Genomic DNA, 20,340 nt, shown 5'->3' with positions numbered 1-20,340 from the left:
GATGAAAAGGCTGATGTTGCCGCTGCTGGCAGTAGCACTGACCCTGGGCGGTTGCGCTTCCAAGGACAGCGGCAGCAGCAGTCGTTACAGTATGAAGCATGATCGTGGGCCTGATCAGGCGATCAGTATGGCTCATGTGCCGGATGCCGTGCCGCGCTACGAGCCGGTCAGCCGCTGGGGCAACAAAAGCCCCTATGAGGTGCTTGGCAAGCGCTACTACGTATTGCCGAATGCCGAAGGTTATCGTGTGCGGGGCAACGCCTCGTGGTATGGCAAAAAATTCCATGGCCACACCACTTCGAACGGTGAAATATACGACATGTACCAGATGACAGCGGCGCACAAATCGCTGCCGTTACCCAGTTTTGTTCGAGTGACGAACCTCGACAATGGCCGTCAGGTGGTCGTGCGGGTTAACGACCGGGGTCCATTTCATGATGACCGAGTAATCGACCTGTCCTACGCGGCGGCCTACCGTCTGGACATGCTGCAGAAGGGCACGGCCCGAGTTGAAGTGGAGGCAATCATTCCAGGCAGTACCGGTGCCGTGCTGGCGCAGTCCAGAGAGCAGGAAGGGCGCAGCCTGGTCAGCGCTGATCAAGCTGCGATCACTGGACGCATGTTGCAGATCGCGGCATTCTCAACCGAATCTGGTGCTCGGGATGTTGCGGAACGTCTGCGTGGTCTGCTGCAAGAGCCGGTTCAGATCAACCCGGTGCAGCGTGAAGCGCGAACCCTTTACCGGGTTCATCTGGGTCCACTGACTGGCAGTCATACACTGAGCTGGATTCTGGATCAGCTTAAGGCAGCGGGTTATCCGGGCGCACACTTGGTGGACTTGCCCTGAACCGGCGGGTAGAGTTGAACCTTTGTACGGGCAGCGGGTCACTGCTGCAAGACTTCACTTCCACGATGTAACGAGACTATGGCGCAACGACTCACTCTTCAACACTTCTTCGCTCTTTCTGTCCTGCTGGTGCTGATGCTGGTGGCGAGCACAGCCCAGGCGGTTTCAGCCCTGATTCCGGCTCCGCCCCAGATTGCAGCGCGTGCCTATCTGGTGATGGATGCCGATACGGGACATGTCATCGCCGCAGACCGTGAAGATGAGCGCTTCCCGCCCGCCAGTCTGACCAAAATGATGACCAGCTATGTGGTCGAATACGAGATTGCCAAGGGCAATATTGCACTTGAAGACATGGTTCTGGTGAGTGAAAAGGCCTGGCGTACTGGTGGCTCACGCATGTTTATCCAGGAAGGAACGCAGGTCAGCGTGGATGATCTGCTGCACGGCGTTATTATCCAGTCAGGCAACGATGCCTCAGTTGCATTGGCCGAGCATATTGCCGGCAGCGAGCGGGCATTTGCTGACTTGATGAACCAGCATGCGCGCCTGCTGGGGATGGAAAACACCCATTTCGAGAATGCCACTGGCCTGCCGGCAGAAGACCATTATTCAACGGCGATCGATTTGGCAAAACTGGGCAAGGCCCTGATTAACGAATTCCCCCAGCACTACGCTCTCTATTCACAAAAGTACTTTACCTATAACAATATACGTCAGCCCAACCGCAACAAGCTGCTGTGGCGTGATGATAGCGTGGATGGCATCAAAACCGGTCATACTGACGAAGCCGGCTACTGTCTGGTGGCCTCGGCCGAACGTGATGATATGCGCCTGATCTCAGTGGTAATGGGTAGCAGCAGTGAAGAGGTAAGGGCACAGGAGAGCCAGAAGCTGCTGTCTTACGGTTTCCGTTACTACCGAACCCACGCGCTGTACGAAGCGGGACAGGTGCTGCGTGACGAAAAAGTCTGGGCCGGCAGCCGCGACCAGATTCGACTTGGCGTGGCCGAAAACCTGGCCGTGACCGTTCCGCGTGGCCAGACCGACCAGCTTGAAGCTAGTATTGAGCTGGATAAGGTGATTAAGGCCCCGGTGGCCAGCGGTGATGTGTTGGGGCAGGTTCAGATAACTCTTCAGGGAGAACGCGTGGCATCGGTTCCCCTGGTTGCGCTGGAAGCCATTCCTGAAGGCGGGCTGTTCAAGCGTATCTGGCACGCGATACTTCTTTTCTTCATTGGCTTGATCGGCTAAAAATCAGACAAAAACCTTGAATCCGGTTTATGCTGCCCACATCTACTACTGATGTGGGCAGTTGCGTTTTATGAATAAAGATATCGTCTACCTCAACGGTGAATACCTGCCGGCGGATCGGGCACAGATCTCTGTGTTTGATCGCGGCTTTCTGTTTGCTGACAGTGTGTATGAAGTGATCCCTTACTATCAGGGGGTTGGCTTTCGCCTGCAGCAACATTTAGACCGTCTTGCCTACAGCCTGCGTGCCATCCGAATCGAGACAGAGTATGACTGGGCGGCTATTTTGGATGAGCTTGTCAGTCGGAACGGAGGCGGTAACCTCTCGGTCTATCTACAGATCAGCCGTGGCAGTGCTGGTTACCGTACCCATGCCTATGACGACCGGATGCAACCAACCGTGTTTGCCTGCTGCTCTCCGATCCGCGACATCTATGCAGATGGCCCGGAGCAGGTTCAGGGCTTCAAGGTGATCGTTACTGCTGACCTGCGCTGGCATCGCTGTGATATCAAGTCCACCGGTCTGTTGCCCAATATTCTGGTACTGCAGCAGGCACGCGAAGCAGGCGCTGATGAAGCTTTGCTGGTACGCGATGGTCTGTTGAGTGAGGGTACTTCCTGCAACCTGTTTCTGGTACGTCAGGGCGTGATCTATACGCCCAAACGCAGTTCGGAAATTCTGGGTGGTACCACGCGGGAACTTATTCTGGAACTGGCGGCCGAGAATGGCATCCCCTATCAAGAGGTTGATTTACGACCGGATGAACTGGCCGGTGCGGATGAGGTCTGGATTTCCAGCTCCACTCGTGGAGTTGTGCCAGTGCTGGAGATTGATGGATGCCCCGTTGCCGATGGCGCTAGGGGCCCGCTGTGGCAGCGCATGTTTACCCTGTTTACCCGTTTCCAACACCGGTTGATGACCGGAGAGAGCTCATGAGTACAGAACCCAAAGCACCCAAAATTGAATTTCCTCATCCCGACTATCCGATCAAGGTGATTGGTGACAATGAGCACGACTTCAAGGGAATGGTGGTCGAAATCGTGCAAGTCCATGCACCGGATCTGGATATTGAACAGGTTACCGTTCAGGAAAGCGGCAACGGCAACTACAGCTCGGTGCGTATGAGAATTACCGCGACCAGCAAGGAACAGCTGGAAAATCTGCATCAGGATCTCAAAGCGACCGGCCGTGTGAAGATGGTGCTCTGATGACGCTAGCTGACCAGCTGATTGTGCGTGAGCTGGGGCTTCAGCCCTATGCCTCCATCTGGCAGCGGATGCAAACTTTCACCAACAACCGTACAGCGGACAGTCGCGACGAGATCTGGCTGCTTCAGCATGAACCGGTCTTCACACAAGGGCAGGCAGGAAAGGCAGAGCATCTGATCAACCCCGGCAGCATACCTGTAGTACAGGTGGATCGCGGTGGTCAGGTAACCTACCACGGCCCCGGCCAGCTCATCGCTTACCTCTTGCTGGACCTGCGTCGACGCAAGTTGGGAGTACGTGATCTGGTCGATATTATTGAGCAGTCAATCGTTGCCGTGTTGGCTGACTACGGTATCAACGCCTACCCGAAACCGGATGCGCCGGGTGTATATGTCGATGAGCGCAAGATCTGCTCGCTTGGACTCCGTATCCGCAGGGGTTGCTCGTTTCATGGTCTGGCACTTAACCTGGACATGGATCTGGAGCCTTTTCTGCGCATAAACCCCTGCGGTTACGCGGGGCTTGAAATGACTCAGGTGCAGACCCTGGTGCCCGACGCCGATCTGGCGCAACTGCCCAATAACCTAGTAAATTACTTGGTTAAAAAATTGAGGTATAATCAGATCACCCGCACACCAATACTGGAAGACTGAATCAGAATGGCTGAATCCACCGAAAAAAACAGCGGTAGAGTCGAGCAGGGCGTCAAACTGCGTGGCGCTGAAAAGGTTGCTCGTATCCCGGTCAAGGTGATCCCGACCGAGAAGGAGGAGATGCAGCGCAAGCCGGACTGGCTGCGGGTTCGCATGGGCTCCAATGCTGAAGTTAAGCGGATCAAGGACAAGCTGCGCAAGCACAAGCTGGCGTCTGTCTGTGAAGAGGCCAGTTGCCCCAATCTGGGTGAATGTTTTAGTCATGGCACAGCGACTTTCATGATCATGGGCGATATCTGTACCCGTCGTTGCCCATTTTGTGATGTGGCCCATGGTCGCCCCAACGCACTGGCACCGGAAGAACCGCGTGAGCTGGCCGAAGCGATTGCCGATATGGGACTGCGCTATGTGGTGATCACTTCGGTGGACCGTGACGATCTGCGTGATGGTGGTGCCCAGCATTTTGCCGATTGCATCCGTGAGACCCGTCAGCGTATTCCGTCGATACAGATTGAGACGCTGGTGCCTGATTTCCGTGGTCGCATGGACGTGGCACTGGAAATTCTCGAACAGACCCCGCCTGATGTGTTTAACCACAACCTGGAAACCGTTCCTCGCCTGTACCGTAAGGTACGGCCGGGGGCTGACTATCAGTGGTCACTGGATCTGCTCAAGCGCTACAAGGCACTGCGACCTGAAGTGCGGACCAAATCCGGCCTGATGGTGGGCTGTGGCGAAACCAATGACGAGATCATCGAAGTGATGCGTGATCTGCGAGCACATGACGTTGACATGATTACCATCGGTCAGTACTTGCAGCCAAGTCGTAACCATCTGGCGCTGGAGCGTTATGTGACGCCTGACGAATTTGCTGAATTTGAGCGGATTGCGAAGGAGCTGGGCTTTACCCATGTGGCCAGCGGCCCGTTGGTACGCTCTTCCTACCATGCGGATCTGCAGGCCAAGGGTGAACGTGTAAGCTGAAGGCTCCTTGTGGGCGGACTGCCTCGCGGTGGTAAAAACAAAAGAGGAGGCATGGAGCCTCCTCGTTCGTTTCAGCACATGTCTGAATTACTTGGCAGCGTTCAGCATGTACTGGATAGCGGATTTCATTTCCTCATTGGAACAATCCATGCAGGTGCCCTTGGGCGGCATGGCGTTGATGCCGGTCAGAGAAATTGCCAGCAGTGCATCCAAACCTTTCTCGGCACGGGGTGCCCAAGCAGCAGCATCACCGAACTTCGGAGCACCGGCAACACCGGTAGCGTGGCATACGGAACACTTGGTGTTGTAGAGTTCTTCACCGCTGCGCTCGGCCATGGCGGCAGTCGAGGACAGCGTCAGGGCCGCGGCAGCGACCAGCAGAGTTTTTTTCATTGCAGGCTTCCTTTGTTATGGCCGGCAGCAAGGGCCGGAGTATAAAAAACCGTCAGAGTGTAGAGCGGCCTTTGGCCTGTTGTAAATAGCGCAAAGGTCGTTAATCCCGGTTTAATATCAGTGTTTACGCATGGAGGCCCCAACTGGATTTTTCAGTGTCGACCAAGGCGCATGGCAAACTCGGCCTGGCCCTGCAGCAGCCGGTCATGACGTCGGCTGTGTTCCTGCAAGTGGTGCTCGTGGATAGCCTGTTCCAGTACTTCATGCGGAACGGTCACTAGGTTGCGGACATCATCGATTGAGTAGCCGCGGTTTAGTAGCTGTTTCAGCTGTGCTGTCAGGTGAATGGTGCTCATGCTTTGATCCTCCGAATATGTCATGGGATCATTGAACCTGACGTTCGTTGCAGAAACATGTCAATCAGCGTTGCAGCAGGCTGCGGATAAGGCCGATGAATGCCAGTGGTACAAACACCAAACCTGCACCGGCCAGCATCTCGGCCATGGTCAGGCCGCCCAGCATTTCCGGTGTATAGCCGCAGGACTCCCAGATCTCGAACATCCAGGGCCACCAATGGTCTGGTGCAAACCAGTCAGGCAGTCCAGAGTCAAAACTGCAGCTGCCCTCAATCCAGTTGCGCTCAATGGCCAATAAGCGCCAGCTGCGTTCGGTAAAGCCCAGCGCAATAGCGGCAGTCAGCAGGTGACAGACCTTTTGCAGATGAGTGCAGCGCTGTGCCAAGAGGCCTGTTATTGCAACCAGAACAAGAGCCGCAACCCAGAGGCGGATGTGGATGCAGAGCACGCAGGGGCCGTAGTCCAGCCCATACTGGAAATATAGTGCCACGCCTTCAGCCGACAGGCTGCCGACCAATAGAATTGACCAGTAAATGCCGGGCCTGAATACATGATTCAGAAATGACTCAACAGCTGGTGTGCTCATCTGAGGTGCTCACGATAACGTTCAGAGAAAGGGTGTTGCAGGAGAGTAACGGGGCAGGAAATTTGAAGCAAGCGACAGAGGCTCTGAGAAAGCCTCTGTCGGGATGTTTCAATCAAACGGTTGAGGTTTCGGAGTCGCATCCACCGATGGGGGCAGAATCGGCATCAGGAACTGGGGCTGGTCACCGGTCAGAGTTTTCATGAAGGCCACGATCTTGGCGTTTTCTTCATCGGTGAATTTACGGCCCAGCTGCAGGCGACCCATGATGTCGGTGGCTTCGGTCAGGGTGGTCGCCTCACCGTCGTGGAAGTACGGATAGGTCAGCTCCACGTTGCGCAGGGTCGGTACCTTGAAGGTAAAGCGATCCGCATCCTTGCCGGTAACCGCCGCGCGGCCTTCAACAGGGTTGTTGGTCTGGTAGGGCTCAATCAGGCCCATTTTCTGGAACGAGTTGCCGCCGACTGCCGGGCCGTTGTGGCAGGCGACACAGCCGCTGGTCTTGAACAGCTCGTAGCCTTCACGCTCAAACGGGGTGATGGCATCCTGATCGCCCAGCAACCACTGGTCAAAACGGGCGTTTGGTGTCACCAGTGTATTTTCGAATTCGGCAATGGCATCGGTGATCTTGTCGATATTCACCTCTTCATCACCGAATACCAGGCGGAATTCACGTACATAGCCTGGAATGCTTTGAATGACATCGACGGCCAGCACGTGAGTGAAACCCATTTCGGCCGGGTTGGCGATCGGACCACCGGCTTGCTCCTTCAGGTCAGCCGCACGACCGTCCCAGAACTGTGCCACGTTGAGGCTGGAGTTAAGAACAGTGGGCGAGTTGATCGGACCCTGTGCCCAGCCATGTCCGATGGACGTCTTGATATTGTCGGTGCCGCCCATGCTCAGGTTGTGGCAGGAGTTGCAGGAGATGAAACCTGACTTGGACAGGCGTGGGTCGAAGTAGAGTTTCTTGCCCAGTTCGGCCAGGGCCAGGTTCACGTTCTTGAGCGGTTCGATTGGCTGGATCGGCTCGTTGGCAATGGCCGAGTGGCTCACAGTACCGATGGCAAGAGCCAACAGTGAATGTTTCAACAGGCGTGTAAGTGTCATGGCTGTGCCTCTTTCCAGTGGGCTTGAGTTCCATCATGGCCTTGTTAATCTTCGGTCGCGTTGATTGGGATCAAGTAATGCGCCGGGCTTCTCTGGGTTGAAGTGCCTGACCCAAAAAATGACTGTAGATGTTTATCGCAACAGCATTTAGCACAAATATGGTGCAGGGCACTACATCAGTGCTTTTATTGCACCAATGTGGTGCTGTATAATACCGAGCTTTTTTCCGGCGGGTGTCCCGGTTCTGCCTGTTCAACTGGGGTGTTTCTGCCAGTTGTCATTCTTTCATCGACTCTGGTGTTGCCCGTGAAGCTTTAATCCATTCATCAGAGGTACATTGATGTCCTACATCCATAACACCATCACGCAGCTGATGGCTTCCAGCCCCGCCCAGGCAGAGTTCTATCAGGCTGTTGAAGAGGTGCTTGAGTCGCTGGGACCCTTGCTGGAGTCAGAAGCGCGTTACCGGGACAGCGGTATCATTGAGCGCATGGTAGAACCTGAACGCCAGATCATGTTCCGCATTCCCTGGGTTGATGACAAGGGCAAGGTGCAGGTCAACAAGGGATACCGCATCGAATTCAATTCGGCTTTGGGCCCGTATAAGGGCGGTCTGCGATTTCACCCTTCCGTAAACGCCGGCATCATCAAATTTCTCGGTTTTGAACAGATATTCAAAAACGCCCTGACCGGTTTGGCAATTGGTGGTGGCAAGGGCGGTGCCAACTTCAACCCCAAAGGGCGCTCTGATCAGGAGATCATGCGCTTCTGTCAATCATTCATGAACGAGCTGTACCGTCATATCGGCCCGACGACCGACGTGCCGGCGGGTGACATTGGTGTGGGCGCGCGTGAGATCGGCTACCTGTTCGGGCAATACAAGCGCTTGACTGGCCGTTATGAAGGAGTTCTGACCGGCAAGGGGTTACTGTGGGGTGGTTCACTGGTACGCAAGGAAGCCACGGGTTACGGCTGTGTCTACTTCGCCCAGAACATGTTGCAGGCCCATGCCGACTCGCTGGCGGGCAAAACCTGTCTGGTGTCCGGTGCCGGCAACGTGGCGATCTACACCATCGAGAAACTGTATCACCTTGGCGCCCGTCCGGTTACATGTTCTGACTCTACCGGTACGCTGTATGACTGTCACGGTATCAATCTGGAGACCCTCAAACAGATCAAGGAAGAGCGTCGTGGCTCGCTGGCCGAATATCTGGAAGAACATCCGAAAGCGGAGTTTACCCCGGTTGAGGCTTACCCTGAAGATGGCCATGCCGTATGGCGCTATACGGCGGATGCTGCCTTCCCATGCGCAACTCAGAACGAGTTGACCGAAGCGGATGCGCGCGCACTCATCGGCAATGGCGTGCGCTGCATTAGTGAAGGTGCCAATATGCCTTCAACGCCTGAGGCGGTGGAAGTGTTTATCGCCGAGCGTATTCACTATGGCCCAGGTAAGGCGGCCAACGCAGGCGGCGTTGCTACCAGCCAGTTGGAAATGGCACAGAATGCCAGCATGCAACAGTGGACCTTCGAGCAGGTCGATGAACGTCTGCAACAGATCATGGCCGGTATCTACCAGCGCTGCAGTGAAACGGCCAAGGCGTTTGACCAGCCACATAATTTGGTACTGGGTGCCAATGTTGCCGGTTTCCGCCGGGTGGCGGATGCCATGCTGGAGCAGGGTGTGGTTTAATCACCTGAACCGGTTTTGCCATCATAGCCCGGGCCCTGTGCCCGGGCTTTTGCTTATTGGAGTCTAAGGATGCGGTCTCTGGCCCCTGAATTTGTTGTGATGCTGGCAGGTATCACGGCTGCCCTTCATATCGGAAAACTGCCACCAGCTATTCCGGTGCTGCAGGATGCTCTTGGTGTCACGCTGGTTGAGGCCGGATTCCTGCTGTCTTTGGTGCAGCTGGCCGGCATGCTGGCAGGGGCCTTGATCGGGCTGCTGGCGGACAGTGCCGGCTTGCGCCGCAGTGTGCTGTTGGGGCTGGGTATCCTGATGCTTGCCAGCCTGCTCGGCAGCCAGGCACAGAGTGCGGCCATGCTGCTGTTGCTGAGGGGTATTGAGGGTTTCGGTTTTCTGCTGGTGACGCTATCCGGTCCGGGGCTGATTCGGCACCTGGTGGTGGCAGAGAAGCTGAGCCTGCGGCTTGGCTGGTGGGGGTGCTATATGGGGCTGGGCACCGGCACGGCCTTGTTGACTGGGCTGTGGGTAATGGCAAAGGTGGGCTGGCAAGGCTGGTGGATATTGATGGCACTGTTGTCTCTGCTGATGCTGTTCTGGGTCTGGCGTGCCGTGCCGCCGGATCAGCAACTGCATACGCGCCAGGAGGGGCCGGTAGGCGGTGCCTTGGGACGTGTGCTGGGGCGACTGAAACTGACCCTGAGTCATCCGGGCCCCTGGCTGGTGGCGATGATTTTCGCCACCTATTCCGGTCAGTGGCTTTCAGTCATCGGCTTTCTGCCCTCAATCTATTCCGAGGCGGGCATCAGTGCCGGGCTGGTGGGTCCGCTGACGGCTCTGGCGGCGGTGGTCAACATTATTGGTAATGTCCTGTCGGGGCGTTTACTGCATGTGGGGGTAGGGGCAAGGCAGTTGCTTTATGGCGGTTTTGCTGTAATGGCAATGACCACGTGGTTTGCTTTCTCGGCTCTGACAGCTGACTTCCCTTGGCTGCGTTACCTTGCTGTACTGCTGTTTTCGGCCATCGGCGGCATGGTGCCGGGAGCGTTGTTCTCGCTGGCGGTAAGGTTGGCACCGGACAGCTCTGTGGTGTCGACCTGTGTTGGCTGGATGCTGCAATGGTCGGCTTTTGGTCAGTTTGTGGCACCACCAGCCATCGCCTGGCTGGCAGCTCAGGCTGGTGGCTGGCACTGGACCTGGATGGCAACTGGTGCGATGTCACTGCTTGGTGTCGTGCTGGTGACCAGGGTCAGCCGTCTGCCGGGGTTCGCTGCTGCTCACTGAGGATGCTATTTACCAGGCAGAGCGGTGCAGGATCAATATCGCCCGGCTTGGCGCCTGCCTGCTGCATGGCCCACTCGACTCGCGCCTCGGGGGTCAGGTGAGGACGACGCAGTGCCTCAACCGCCTGCAGGCGTGGCAGCAGGCCCTTGCCATTGGCAATCTGGATGGCTAGCCCGGGGCGGGCATTCAACTCCAGCAGCAGCGGGCCACGTAATGCGTCGACGACCAGGTCCACCCCCATGTAGCCAAGCCCGGTGGCTTCATAACAGCTGCTGGCCATGTTCAGCAGGTACTGCCAGCTTTCGATCTCGATGCTGTTGAGTTCAAGGCCGGTATCGGGATGCAGCGTCAATGGACGGTCGAACTGTACGGCGTTGCGGGCGCGGCCGTTGGCAAGATCCAGCCCGACACCCACTGCACCCTGATGCAGGTTGGCCTTGCCATCTGAAGCACGCGTTGCCAGCCGCAGCATTGCCATTACGGGATAGCCCTGGAACACAATGATGCGAATGTCCGGTACACCCTGAAAAGAGTGGCGTGCAAGGCCTGGTTCGGAGCGTACCAAAGCTTCAACGATGGCTACATCGGGGGCGCCGCCCAGTGAGTAGAGTCCCGCCAGAATATTGGACAGGTGGCGTTCGATTTCCTGCAGCGAAATTTCCATCCCGGATGCTTTGATAAAGCGCTCACCCTCATGCGAGCCGATCACCAGAATGCCCTTGCCGCCGGAGCCCTTGGCCGGTTTGATGGCAAAGCCATCGAAGCCTTTAACCCGCTCCATGAAGTGGCCAATTTCGTGCTGCTCACGCACCACCTGCAGCAGAGCAGGTGTGGCGACGCCGTACTCTGCCACGGTCTGTTTGGTCAACAGCTTGTTGTCTACCAGTGGGTAGGCACTGCGGTCGTTATAGCGCGAAATATAGTCAATATTGCGCTTGTTCATGTTGAGGATGCCGAGCCGGTTCATGCGGCGCGGGCTGATCCAATCGCCCCACCAGCCCATTAGTCGTACCTTTTCATCGGGGTGAATCGGCGCAGTTCGGTGAGCTTGTAACCGGTATACTGACCCAGCAGCAGGATTAGCCCCAGTACTACAAGGTGTAGCTCGGGAAAATTGAAGCTGAGGTGCTCTGCCAGCGGCGCGCGCATCACCAGGAATGCAAAAATGGCGACCAACAGGCTGCCAAAGCCCTGAGTAACTACCTCGCGAGCACCTTCTTCTTCCCACAGGATCGACATGCGCTCAATGGTCCAGGCCAGAATGACCATCGGGAAAAAGGTGACGGTCATGCCGGTGCTGTAGCCCATTTGGTAGCCGATAATGCTGATGCCGGCGGTGATGAACAGCACCAGTACGATCAGAGCCGATATGCGTGATACCAGCAGCAGGTTCAGGCTGGATAGATAGCCTCGCATCAAGAGCCCCAGTGTGACGACGCCGATAAAGGCTGCTAGGCCTGGCAGTAGAGAGGTTTGCACAAAGGCCACCGCAATCAATACCGGCATGAATGTGCCGGAAGTCTTGATGCCAACCACTATTCGCATCAGGCAGACCACCAGTGCACCAAACGGAAGCAACAACAGCATGCGGAACATGCCTTGCTGCTCAACCGGGAGTTGATGCAGGCTGAAGGCCCCGAACGCCTGCCCGTCAGCCTCGGCGCGGATGATTTGCAGGGCGGGAACTGTCTGACGCAACATTGAGAAGCTGACCACCGAGTTGCTGCCTCCCGTTACATCCAGTAATGAGCTGGCCTCCTGCCGCCAGAGCAGTACATCATCCGGCACCCCTTGCTCAGCGGTACGTGGGTTGAACGTGAGCCAGCGCTTGCCGTCATGTACCTGCAGCCAGGGTAGCAGCGATTGCTGTCGGCGAGCGTCCTCAAGTCGCAGCCCTTCGGCGATGCGGGCCGGTGTGCCACTGTGGTTGATGAGAAGGTAAAGTACTTCGGCGCGGGTTCTGTCACTCAGCAAAAGACGTGTATTCTGGTCCGGTGTTGGGCTGTTAAGCAGGGTGATCAACTCGCGTGTGAAGCTGGCCGGATTGCTGGAGCGACTGCCCGCCAGCTCAATCGCCGCGCGTGCGGCCGCAATGTCCGGTCCCTCCAGAAAAACTTCGCTGGCGGTGACTGGAGTATTGTCGGGCTCAGTGTCGGTCTGTGCGGAAGCGATCAGTCGACTCTTGAAGTAGAGTGTTTGTGGACCGTTTGCCTGACGGATTGTCCACTCCGCACGGCGATCATGGCCACGTTGTGTAATGGCAAAACCGTAACCGGGTGAAGCTGCCTGCTCGGACAGTACCGAAAATCCCGGCGGACTGTCCGGCAGGTTGAGGCTGACCGTGACGGGCTCGCCCCAGGCACGAAAATCGACCCGTGCTTCGACCAGCCAGACAGGCTGTTGCTGGCCTGGCAGCCAGGGAACCCCCAGCTGATAATGACGCAGAACGGCCAGCAGAACGCCGGCCAGAATCAGCAGGCCTGTTGCAATATAAAACGGGGCTTTGGAATGTCGGCTCAAGGTGTTTTGGCTCCCTGTTCAGTATTAAGGCCTTCGGGCAGCTCGGTCACGAACTCCTGGCCCACATCGATCAGCATCACATCACGCAGGATATTGCGTCCAACCAGTACCGGGTAGGTCAGGTGGCTGCGATCGCTCAGGGTAAATTCAGCCAGGTCACGGTGATCGCCAATCATGAACGGCAGCTCTACGACAATTCGTCGTTCGGGATCATCGGTGTTTGATTGTATGATGCGAGCACGTCGGGAAATTTCATGCTCCATGGTCAGGGTTTCATCACGGCCGGGTACACTGATATCAAACCGGACCCAAGGCTGTCCGTTGCGTTCAAAACGCTGGATATTGAGTGCATGCAGGGAAGAGGTTGTGGCTCCGCTGTCAATGCGTGCAGTATAGACTAGGCCTGGATCGGCAATGTAAATCGGCTCCGTCTCACCCACCACCAGTTTGCCCTTGAGACGAGCGGACGGTTCGCTGGTGGTTGGCTGCGGTGGCAAAATGCTTGCCTGCTGTTGCGGCAGTGACTGAATCAGGTCCTGTTGTCGGCTCAAACGGTCGAGCAGTGCCTGCTGGCGCAGCTGCTGGCGCGTTTCCATAACATCAAACTGCTCAAGAGTGCGTGTTTCAAGAGCTTCAAGAGCTTCAATGCGCTGCTGTTGCAGTTTGTGCTGTTGCTCCAGTTGATCCAGCTCGGCACGCTCCAGAAACAGGTAACGATCGTGGCTACAGCCTGACAGCAGTACGGCAAGGCCCAGCAGAAAAGTAAGACGGGTGATCCTTGATCGGGACGAACGAGTAGAAAGCATGGATAACTCCAGCCAGCAGATAAAGTAAGGAACCTGACAGTGTCAGTTGACTCTGATGTGGGTGCCGACTCTGCAGTAGTGCAGCTTAACAGACGGTGAAAAGTTCACCTGAATATGTTTTGCTGCAGCGTGCAACGTGACGTGGGCATGATAAGACCGCAAAGGATCGTCTGTCACTAACCCGGGCAATAGAGGGAGAAAAAATTCGTGAAGCAATGGCTAACAGGATTGTTGATCATGGTCATGACGGCATTGGCGGCTCTTGCCTGGCATCGGCTTGCCCCCGTTGAGCAGCAACAGGGACGGGAAAAACGTCCTCAAGCCGTACACGTGGTCCAGCCTGAAGTACAGACAGTCAGGGATAGAATTGAAGCGGTTGGTACCTTGCGCTCGCGCGATGAAGTTGTGGTGACCAGTGAGGTTACCGGGCGGATTGTGGCGATTGATTTCACCACCGGTCAGCAAGTGGAAAAGGGGCAGCTTTTGGTGCAGCTGGATGATCGTCAGGCTCAGGCTGATCTGGCGGTGGCGGAGGCACGATTGGCCGATGCTCAGCGTCAATTGCGCCGAGCCCAGCAGCTGCGCAACAGCAACAGCATATCTCAGGCTCAGGTGGATGAACTGCGTACAACCGTCAATGTGGCCGAAGCCGAGCGACAGGCAGCCAGAGTCAGGGCAGCCAACCACCGTATCGTGGCCCCCTTTGCAGGCGTAGTCGGGCTGCGTGAGTTCAGTCCAGGTGCCTATATTGAAAGCGGAGACCCGCTGACCACTCTGGATGCAAGCGGTGAGATGGAGCTGACCTTTGCCGTAGCTGAGCGTTTTGTCGGCCAGTTGCAGTCAGGGCAGCCTGTAAACAGTGTTACCTCGAGCTGGCCTGGCGAAGTGTTTCAAGGTGAACTGGCGGAACTGGATACCCGAATCGACCCGCTTAGCCGAACGCTAAAGGTCAGGGCACTGATCGACAACAGTGAAGGACGTCTGCGTCCGGGGCAATTCATGTCGGTTCGGCTGACACTCAGGCAGCGCGAGGCGCTGGTCGTACCTGAGCAGGCAGTGCTGCTGCAGGGGGATGAGCGCTATCTGTTTGTCGCCACTGACGACAATACGGCCGAACGCCGTTCGGTACAGCTCGGCAGTCGTGAGCCGGGCAAGGTCGAAATTCTCTCGGGCATCAACACGGAAGATCGGGTCGTGATCACGGCTCAGGATCGGCTTTCCAGTGGTGATGCATTGCAGATTCTTGAAGGTACGGATGATGCCATTCCGGCGTCTGAGTTGATCCGGCAGGAGTCCTGAACATGGTGTTGTCCGATATTTCCATCAAGCGACCCGTGTTTGCCACGGTCATGAGCCTGCTTATTCTGGTGTTTGGATTGGCGGCCTTGAATCAGCTGCCGGTGCGTGAATATCCCGACATCGATCCGCCGGTAGTATCTGTTTCGACTGACTATACCGGCGCCGCCGCCGAGGTTGTGGATACCCAGATTACGCAGGTGATCGAGGGTGCAATCAGCGGTATCGAGGGTATTCGCTCCATTGAATCCAGTACCGAGCAAGGCGAATCACGCACCACCATCGAGTTCACCACCTCGCGTGATGTGGATGTGGCGGCCAATGACGTGCGTGATGCCGTGGCTCGTGTGATTAACCGATTACCGGATGAAGCAGACCCCCCGGTGGTTCGCAAGGCGGACTCCAATGCACGACCGATGATGTGGATTACCCTGAGATCCGATGTTTGGGATTCCGCACAGCTGAGTGACTTTGCTGACCGGGTACTGAAAGACCGTTTGGCGGTGGTCGATGGTGTGGCGGAGGTACGGATTGGCGGCGAGCGTCGTTATGCCGTGCGTGTCTGGCTGGATCCGGAGCGGTTGGCGGCGCGTGATATGACGGTGGCTGAAGTGGAGCGGGCACTGCGGGCCAACAATGTCGAGTTACCCGGTGGTTCGGTGGAGTCGGTCAGTCGTGACTTTACCGTGCGCACGGAGGGGCGACTCAACCGGGTTGAAGAGTTTCGTGAGATGGTGATTCGCCGTGACGGTAACGTGCTGTTGCGACTGGGCGATGTGGCCGATGTGCAACTGGGAGTTGAGTCTGATGTAAGTCGTTTGCGTGCCAATGGACAGACCGCTATCGGCATGGGGATTACGCGTCAGTCGAAGGCCAACACGGTCGCGGTCTCAGACCGGGTGAAGGAAGAGCTGAGCCGGATTCGGGAGAGTCTTCCGCCTGAAGTAAGCATCACCGAAAGCTATGATGAGTCGATCTTTATTCGCGCATCCATCAAGGAAGTTCTGGTCACGCTGGCGATCTCGGTATCACTGGTGATACTGGTGATCTTCATCTTCCTGCGTTCCTGGAGGGCTACTCTGATACCGGCCGTGACCATACCGGTCGCGGTCATCGGTGCGTTTATCGGCCTTGGCTTTCTCGGCTTCTCCATCAACGTGCTGACACTGCTGGCGATCATTCTGGCGATCGGTCTGGTGGTGGATGATGCCATCGTCATGCTGGAAAACATTCAGCGTCGTATTGATGAGGGTGAGAAACCTCTGGTGGCCGCCTATCTGGGGGCGCGTCAGGTTGCCTTTGCCGTGATCGCCACCACGCTGACACTGGTGGCGGTATTCGTGCCGATCTCATTTATGGGCGGGAATATTGGTCGCCTGTTCAGCGAATTCGGCTTCACACTGGCTTCGGCAGTTATCGTGTCAAGTTTTGTGGCACTGACGCTGGCCCCGATGTTGTGCTCCAAGTGGCTTCAACACAGTCCAGAGCAGGAAGAGGGACACCGGATCTGGATGGCAAGCGAACGTGTATTGGGGGCGCTTAACCGAGGCTATGAACGGTTGCTGCGTTTCTCATTGCGTCAACCCGGTCTTTTGCTGGGGATTGGCCTTGCTGGCCTGGTGCTGGCAGCCGTGATCTTTCCGCGCTTGCCGCAGGAGTTGGCGCCGACCGAAGATCGGGGTGTCATTATCATGCCCAGCAAGGCACCGCGTGGTTCCACAGCCGACTATACCGAGCATCATGTGCGCCAGGTCGAACAGCGACTGCTGCCCTATCTTGAAGACGGAGTCGCGGAACGCTTGCTGTCGATTGTCGGTTTCCGTGGTGAAGCTGACAACGCTTTTATTATCTTGGGTCTTAGCCACTGGGATCAGCGTGATGTTAAACAGCAGAGCATTGCCGCTGAGTTGTTTCCAAAACTGGCACAGGTACCCGGCGTGCGCTCGATTCCGATCAACCCGCCGGGGCTGGGGCAAAGTGGCTTCAGTCAGCCCGTCTCTTTTGTAATCGGAGGGCCTGACTATGAAAGCGTACAAGGCTGGAGCCAAGAGATCCTGCAGCGAGCGCAGGAAAACCCTAACCTGATCAACCTTGAAACCGACTTCGAGCTGACTCGACCAGAGCTGCGCGTTGACATCGACCGCCAGCGTGCGGCTGATCTTGATGTCACGGTTGAAGATGTGGGGCTGACCTTGCAAACCGTACTGGCGTCACGTCAGGTTACCACCTACATGGATCGGGGCCGTGAGTATGATGTTATCGTACAGGCGCAGGATGCGAGCAGGGCGACGCCAGCTGACCTTGGGCGGATCTATCTTCGCCCGCGTGAAGGGGGCGACCTGATTCCGCTGCAGGCACTGGTGGATGTAGAGGAGGTGGGGGCGAACCCTGACCTGCGGCGCATCGACCGCTTGCCTGCCGTCATTATCAGTGGCTCACTGGCGCCCGGCTATGACCTGGGTACGGCACTGAATTACCTTAACGGGCTGGCGCAGGACTATTTGCCACCTGAAGCCCGTGTCAGCTATCAGGGACTCAGCCGTGAATTTCAGGAATCTTCAGCGGCGATCTATCTGACGTTTGCACTGGCATTTGTCATTGTCTTCCTGGTGTTGGCGGCTCAGTTCGAGAGCTGGATTCACCCCCTGATTATTATGCTGACCGTGCCTCTGGCTGTGACGGGAGCACTGGCTGCGCTTTGGGCATCGGGGATCAGTCTCAATATCTACAGCCAGATCGGCATCATCATGTTGCTGGGGCTGATGGCCAAAAACGGCATCCTTATTGTGGAGTTTGCCAATCAGTTGCGTGATAAGGGTCTGGACGTACATGAGGCGATTCTCCAGGGGGCGATCATGCGCTTCAGACCGGTATTGATGACCACCATCTCCACCATCTTCGGTGCGATACCACTGGTGCTGGCGACAGGAGCGGGGGCGGAAAGCCGTGCCGCTATTGGTGTGGTCATTCTGGGCGGGTTGTTGTTTGCCGCCACGCTGACTCTTTTCATCATTCCGGTGCTGTATAACTTGCTGGCACGCTACGCCAAGTCAGCGGGTGCGGTTGAAAAGGCACTAAGCCGAGAGTTGCCAAAAGGACGAGAAGATGAGGTCAAATAGGAACGCAATTTGGGAGGCCCGAAGTCTATTACGGGACGGGTAGCACGGAAATAAGGGTAGGGCGAATCTCTCTTTCGGTAGCCAGGCAGTCTCATCCATTGCAGACCCTAGGCTTTGCGCCCACTGCGAACAGTGGTTGCCCTTTCGGGAGAGATTCTTTCGCTGGAAAGCGGGAAAGGCCATACATCAAAGCCAAACCTGATTGCATACTAGCAATATTAGTGTGCGTTCGCCAACCATAAGGTTTTGAGTCGGATCAATAAGAACGTGGGCCATGATACACTTTAACTTGATGTTTCCTTCCTACGGGCCATGGAGTGATCATGCCTCGCTTTTCGACCGAGCAATTGTGTACAGAGTGGACTGCAATCAATCAACGCTTCAGCGCAGAGGTTCAGCAGTTTGTCATCGACTTTTCCCGGCGGCACGCGAGCTCATTGTCAGAGCACTTTTATCGCGAGATGCTGGGTGATCCCGCTGCATCACAGTTTCTGTCAAACGATGAGGTACAAAGTCGTTTGGGTCAATCCATGCAGCGTTGGGTTGCGGGCCTGTTTGTCTCGACCACTGAAGGTGATGTGCTGCGATTGATAGCGGAACAACGCAAGATCGGTGAAGTGCATGCTCGCATTGGCATACCTGTTCACCTGGTGCTGAGAGGTGCGCGTTGCCTCAAGGATCGCTTTGTTCAGCTCCTGCATGAAGTACCGAATCTGCCAGATGAAGATCAGTATGCGGCGATGCGACTGGCATCGGATACCATCGATCTGACAATGGAAGTTATGGGACACGCCTACTCCCTGTCACACGATCGAAATTCGCGATCTGAAGAGGCCTATCGACTTTTTGCCATCACTCAGAATATTGCCAGCGAGAAAGAGCAGCAGAGGGCGGCTCTGTTCGACTGGGAAAATCAGTTGATGTTCAGTCAGGCGGTTGGTACTCAACTGAGTGAACTGCCGCGCATACAGTCGTCGGACTTTGGTTTATGGTTCCGTCACAAAGGTATTCATGCCTTTGAGGGCTCGGCTGAGGCCGGCGCGGTGATGGATACCATGGAAGAGATTGACAGTGTGCTGCTGCCGCTTTTCGGATCGGATGGCGGCAACACCATCGCCATCAGCCAGGATTCACGCGTACACCTGTTGCGAGACCTGCGGGACAAGGTGAAAAGCATACGCTTTCACCTCAGCAATTTGTTTGAGCGCAACGATGAATTGGAATCCGGTCGAGATGTGCTGACGCGGCTGTTGAACCGGAAGTTCATGCCGGTAGTGTTGAGCAAGCAGGTTAGCCAATCCCGCACTCAGAAAACAGCCTTCGCCGTCCTTGCTATTGATATCGATCACTTCAAGCAAGTAAACGACATTCATGGGCATCAGGCGGGGGACAGTGTCCTGCAACAGCTGGCGTTGATATTGCTGAACAACAGCCGTTCCGGCGATTACCTGTTCCGCTTGGGTGGTGAAGAGTTCTTACTCATTGCGGTGGATATGGATGCCACGCGTGCCAGGACTGTGGCGGAGAAGCTGCGTAAAAGCGTCGAGCGGGAAAGTTTCCTGCTGTACGATGGCAAAGAGCTGAAAGCCACCATCAGCGTGGGTGTGGCCTGCTTTGATGGTCACCCCGATTATCAGAGGGTGTTGCGCAAAGCCGATGATGCACTTTATCAGGCCAAAAACAATGGCCGCAACAGAGTGGTAGTGGCGATGGGTGGTGGGGCGTCAGAAGCTGGTTGATGTAAAAAAGACTGGTGTCCCAGGCATGTAGTGTTCAATGATTCCGTACACCAGCGTAGGTTGAAAAATCGCCACCATAAACGAGGTGTTTGATGATCAGACAACGCTGTGCTTTTTCTCCTGAATTTGAGCAGGAAGCGGTGAGTGCAACCGGTTGGTGTCGAGACCGCATCGACAATAATGGTTCGCGGTTGCTCTTCTGCCTGGACTGGCGCACTCCACGCCGTGACCTGAAGCGTTTCACTAATTCTCGTAACCCAGACTTTGGGCGTTTTGCGTACTTCCATACCCTTCGGTCTGCTTTTACTGCACGATACGCCTCTCGACCACTACTTCGTTGTACCTCGCGACTTATCGTTGTACTGATGGAGGCAGTAACCTCACGCATTTAACGACGGCATTTCGTCTGTTGCCACAGAAGCAAACCTTAAAGTACTGTCCGGGACTGGTTGATCACTACAATAAAATCAGGAAAAAAGGGGGCAAGGCCCCCAAAAACCAAA

General features: G+C 56.1%; 18 protein-coding genes and 1 riboswitch. Of the genes, 11 read left to right on the top strand and 7 right to left on the bottom strand.

The window, feature by feature from the left end:
- Window position 1 precedes the first annotated feature (1 nt).
- The 6 genes from BLV48_RS02690 to lipA all read left to right on the top strand — a co-directional run bounded on the left by BLV48_RS02690 (window position 2) and on the right by lipA (window position 4,944).
- Window positions 2-847 (top strand): septal ring lytic transglycosylase RlpA family protein, encoded by an 846-nt coding sequence (locus tag BLV48_RS02690; protein ID WP_091822646.1) that lies wholly within the window; start codon window positions 2-4, stop codon window positions 845-847.
- Window positions 848-925: 78 nt separating this feature from the next.
- Window positions 926-2,098 carry a D-alanyl-D-alanine carboxypeptidase family protein gene (locus tag BLV48_RS02685; protein WP_091822643.1) on the top strand — a complete coding sequence of 391 codons (1,173 nt, stop codon included), beginning with the start codon at window positions 926-928 and terminating at the stop codon, window positions 2,096-2,098.
- Between the two features lie 70 nt (window positions 2,099-2,168).
- Window positions 2,169-3,035 carry an aminotransferase class IV gene (locus BLV48_RS02680; protein WP_091822641.1) on the top strand — a complete coding sequence of 289 codons (867 nt, stop codon included), beginning with the start codon at window positions 2,169-2,171 and terminating at the stop codon, window positions 3,033-3,035.
- A complete protein-coding gene (locus BLV48_RS02675) occupies window positions 3,032-3,307 on the top strand; it encodes an HP0495 family protein (protein ID WP_091822639.1) in 276 nt (91 codons plus the stop codon). The genes BLV48_RS02680 and BLV48_RS02675 overlap by 4 nt, the downstream gene beginning before the upstream one ends.
- Window positions 3,307-3,960, top strand: a complete 654-nt coding sequence (gene lipB, locus BLV48_RS02670; RefSeq protein WP_091822636.1) for a lipoyl(octanoyl) transferase LipB — start codon at window positions 3,307-3,309, stop codon at window positions 3,958-3,960. Before BLV48_RS02675 ends, lipB begins: the two co-directional genes overlap by 1 nt.
- Window positions 3,961-3,966: 6 nt before the next feature.
- A complete protein-coding gene (lipA, locus tag BLV48_RS02665; RefSeq protein ID WP_091822633.1) occupies window positions 3,967-4,944 on the top strand; it encodes a lipoyl synthase in 978 nt (325 codons plus the stop codon).
- 87 nt (window positions 4,945-5,031) lie between these two features.
- On the opposite strand, the gene BLV48_RS02660 is transcribed toward lipA, so the two are convergent.
- From BLV48_RS02660 to BLV48_RS02645, 4 genes are all read right to left on the bottom strand, one after another.
- On the bottom strand, window positions 5,032-5,337 hold the full coding sequence (locus BLV48_RS02660) for a c-type cytochrome (RefSeq protein ID WP_091822630.1): 306 nt from the start codon (window positions 5,335-5,337) through the stop codon (window positions 5,032-5,034).
- Between the two features lie 152 nt (window positions 5,338-5,489).
- A complete protein-coding gene (locus BLV48_RS02655) occupies window positions 5,490-5,693 on the bottom strand; it encodes a hypothetical protein (RefSeq protein WP_091822627.1) in 204 nt (67 codons plus the stop codon).
- Window positions 5,694-5,757: 64 nt separating this feature from the next.
- Window positions 5,758-6,279, bottom strand: coding sequence for a disulfide bond formation protein B (locus tag BLV48_RS02650; protein ID WP_091822625.1), 522 nt, complete (start codon window positions 6,277-6,279; stop codon window positions 5,758-5,760).
- 108 nt (window positions 6,280-6,387) lie between these two features.
- On the bottom strand, window positions 6,388-7,386 hold the full coding sequence (locus tag BLV48_RS02645; RefSeq protein WP_091822622.1) for a cytochrome-c peroxidase: 999 nt from the start codon (window positions 7,384-7,386) through the stop codon (window positions 6,388-6,390).
- Window positions 7,387-7,726: 340 nt separating this feature from the next.
- Between BLV48_RS02645 and gdhA the strand changes: the two genes are divergently transcribed.
- Window positions 7,727-9,079 carry an NADP-specific glutamate dehydrogenase gene (gene gdhA, locus BLV48_RS02640; protein ID WP_091822620.1) on the top strand — a complete coding sequence of 451 codons (1,353 nt, stop codon included), beginning with the start codon at window positions 7,727-7,729 and terminating at the stop codon, window positions 9,077-9,079.
- Between the two features lie 69 nt (window positions 9,080-9,148).
- Window positions 9,149-10,357, top strand: coding sequence for an MFS transporter (locus BLV48_RS02635; protein WP_254774951.1), 1,209 nt, complete (start codon window positions 9,149-9,151; stop codon window positions 10,355-10,357).
- Here BLV48_RS02635 and BLV48_RS02630 read toward each other — a convergent pair.
- From BLV48_RS02630 to BLV48_RS02620, 3 genes are read right to left on the bottom strand one after another with little or no spacing between them, the layout of a single operon-like run.
- Window positions 10,323-11,360 (bottom strand): alpha-L-glutamate ligase-like protein, encoded by a 1,038-nt coding sequence (locus BLV48_RS02630; RefSeq protein WP_091822618.1) that lies wholly within the window; start codon window positions 11,358-11,360, stop codon window positions 10,323-10,325. The two genes, BLV48_RS02635 and BLV48_RS02630, sit on opposite strands and share 35 nt — an antisense overlap.
- A complete protein-coding gene (locus BLV48_RS02625; RefSeq protein ID WP_091822615.1) occupies window positions 11,360-12,877 on the bottom strand; it encodes an inactive transglutaminase family protein in 1,518 nt (505 codons plus the stop codon). The genes BLV48_RS02630 and BLV48_RS02625 overlap by 1 nt, the downstream gene beginning before the upstream one ends.
- Window positions 12,874-13,683 carry a putative ATP-dependent zinc protease gene (locus BLV48_RS02620; RefSeq protein WP_091822612.1) on the bottom strand — a complete coding sequence of 270 codons (810 nt, stop codon included), beginning with the start codon at window positions 13,681-13,683 and terminating at the stop codon, window positions 12,874-12,876. Before BLV48_RS02620 ends, BLV48_RS02625 begins: the two co-directional genes overlap by 4 nt.
- 207 nt (window positions 13,684-13,890) lie before the next feature.
- Here BLV48_RS02620 and BLV48_RS02615 point away from each other — a divergent pair, with 207 nt between their 5' ends.
- From BLV48_RS02615 to BLV48_RS02605, 3 genes are all read left to right on the top strand, one after another.
- Window positions 13,891-14,982, top strand: coding sequence for an efflux RND transporter periplasmic adaptor subunit (locus BLV48_RS02615; protein ID WP_217632930.1), 1,092 nt, complete (start codon window positions 13,891-13,893; stop codon window positions 14,980-14,982).
- Between the two features lie 2 nt (window positions 14,983-14,984).
- Window positions 14,985-18,098 (top strand): efflux RND transporter permease subunit, encoded by a 3,114-nt coding sequence (locus tag BLV48_RS02610; protein WP_091822606.1) that lies wholly within the window; start codon window positions 14,985-14,987, stop codon window positions 18,096-18,098.
- 73 nt (window positions 18,099-18,171) lie between these two features.
- Window positions 18,172-18,249, bottom strand: a riboswitch (cyclic di-GMP riboswitch).
- Window positions 18,250-18,421: 172 nt separating this feature from the next.
- Window positions 18,422-19,837, top strand: a complete 1,416-nt coding sequence (locus BLV48_RS02605) for a diguanylate cyclase (protein WP_091822603.1) — start codon at window positions 18,422-18,424, stop codon at window positions 19,835-19,837.
- Window positions 19,838-20,340: the final 503 nt, after the last annotated feature.

Source organism: Marinobacterium iners DSM 11526 (assembly GCF_900107855.1).
In the GTDB taxonomy this organism is placed as follows: Bacteria; Pseudomonadota; Gammaproteobacteria; order Pseudomonadales; family Balneatricaceae; genus Marinobacterium; species Marinobacterium iners.
The sequence above is the reverse complement of the archived record's forward strand: the minus strand, read 5'-3'. Positions and strand labels throughout refer to the sequence as shown.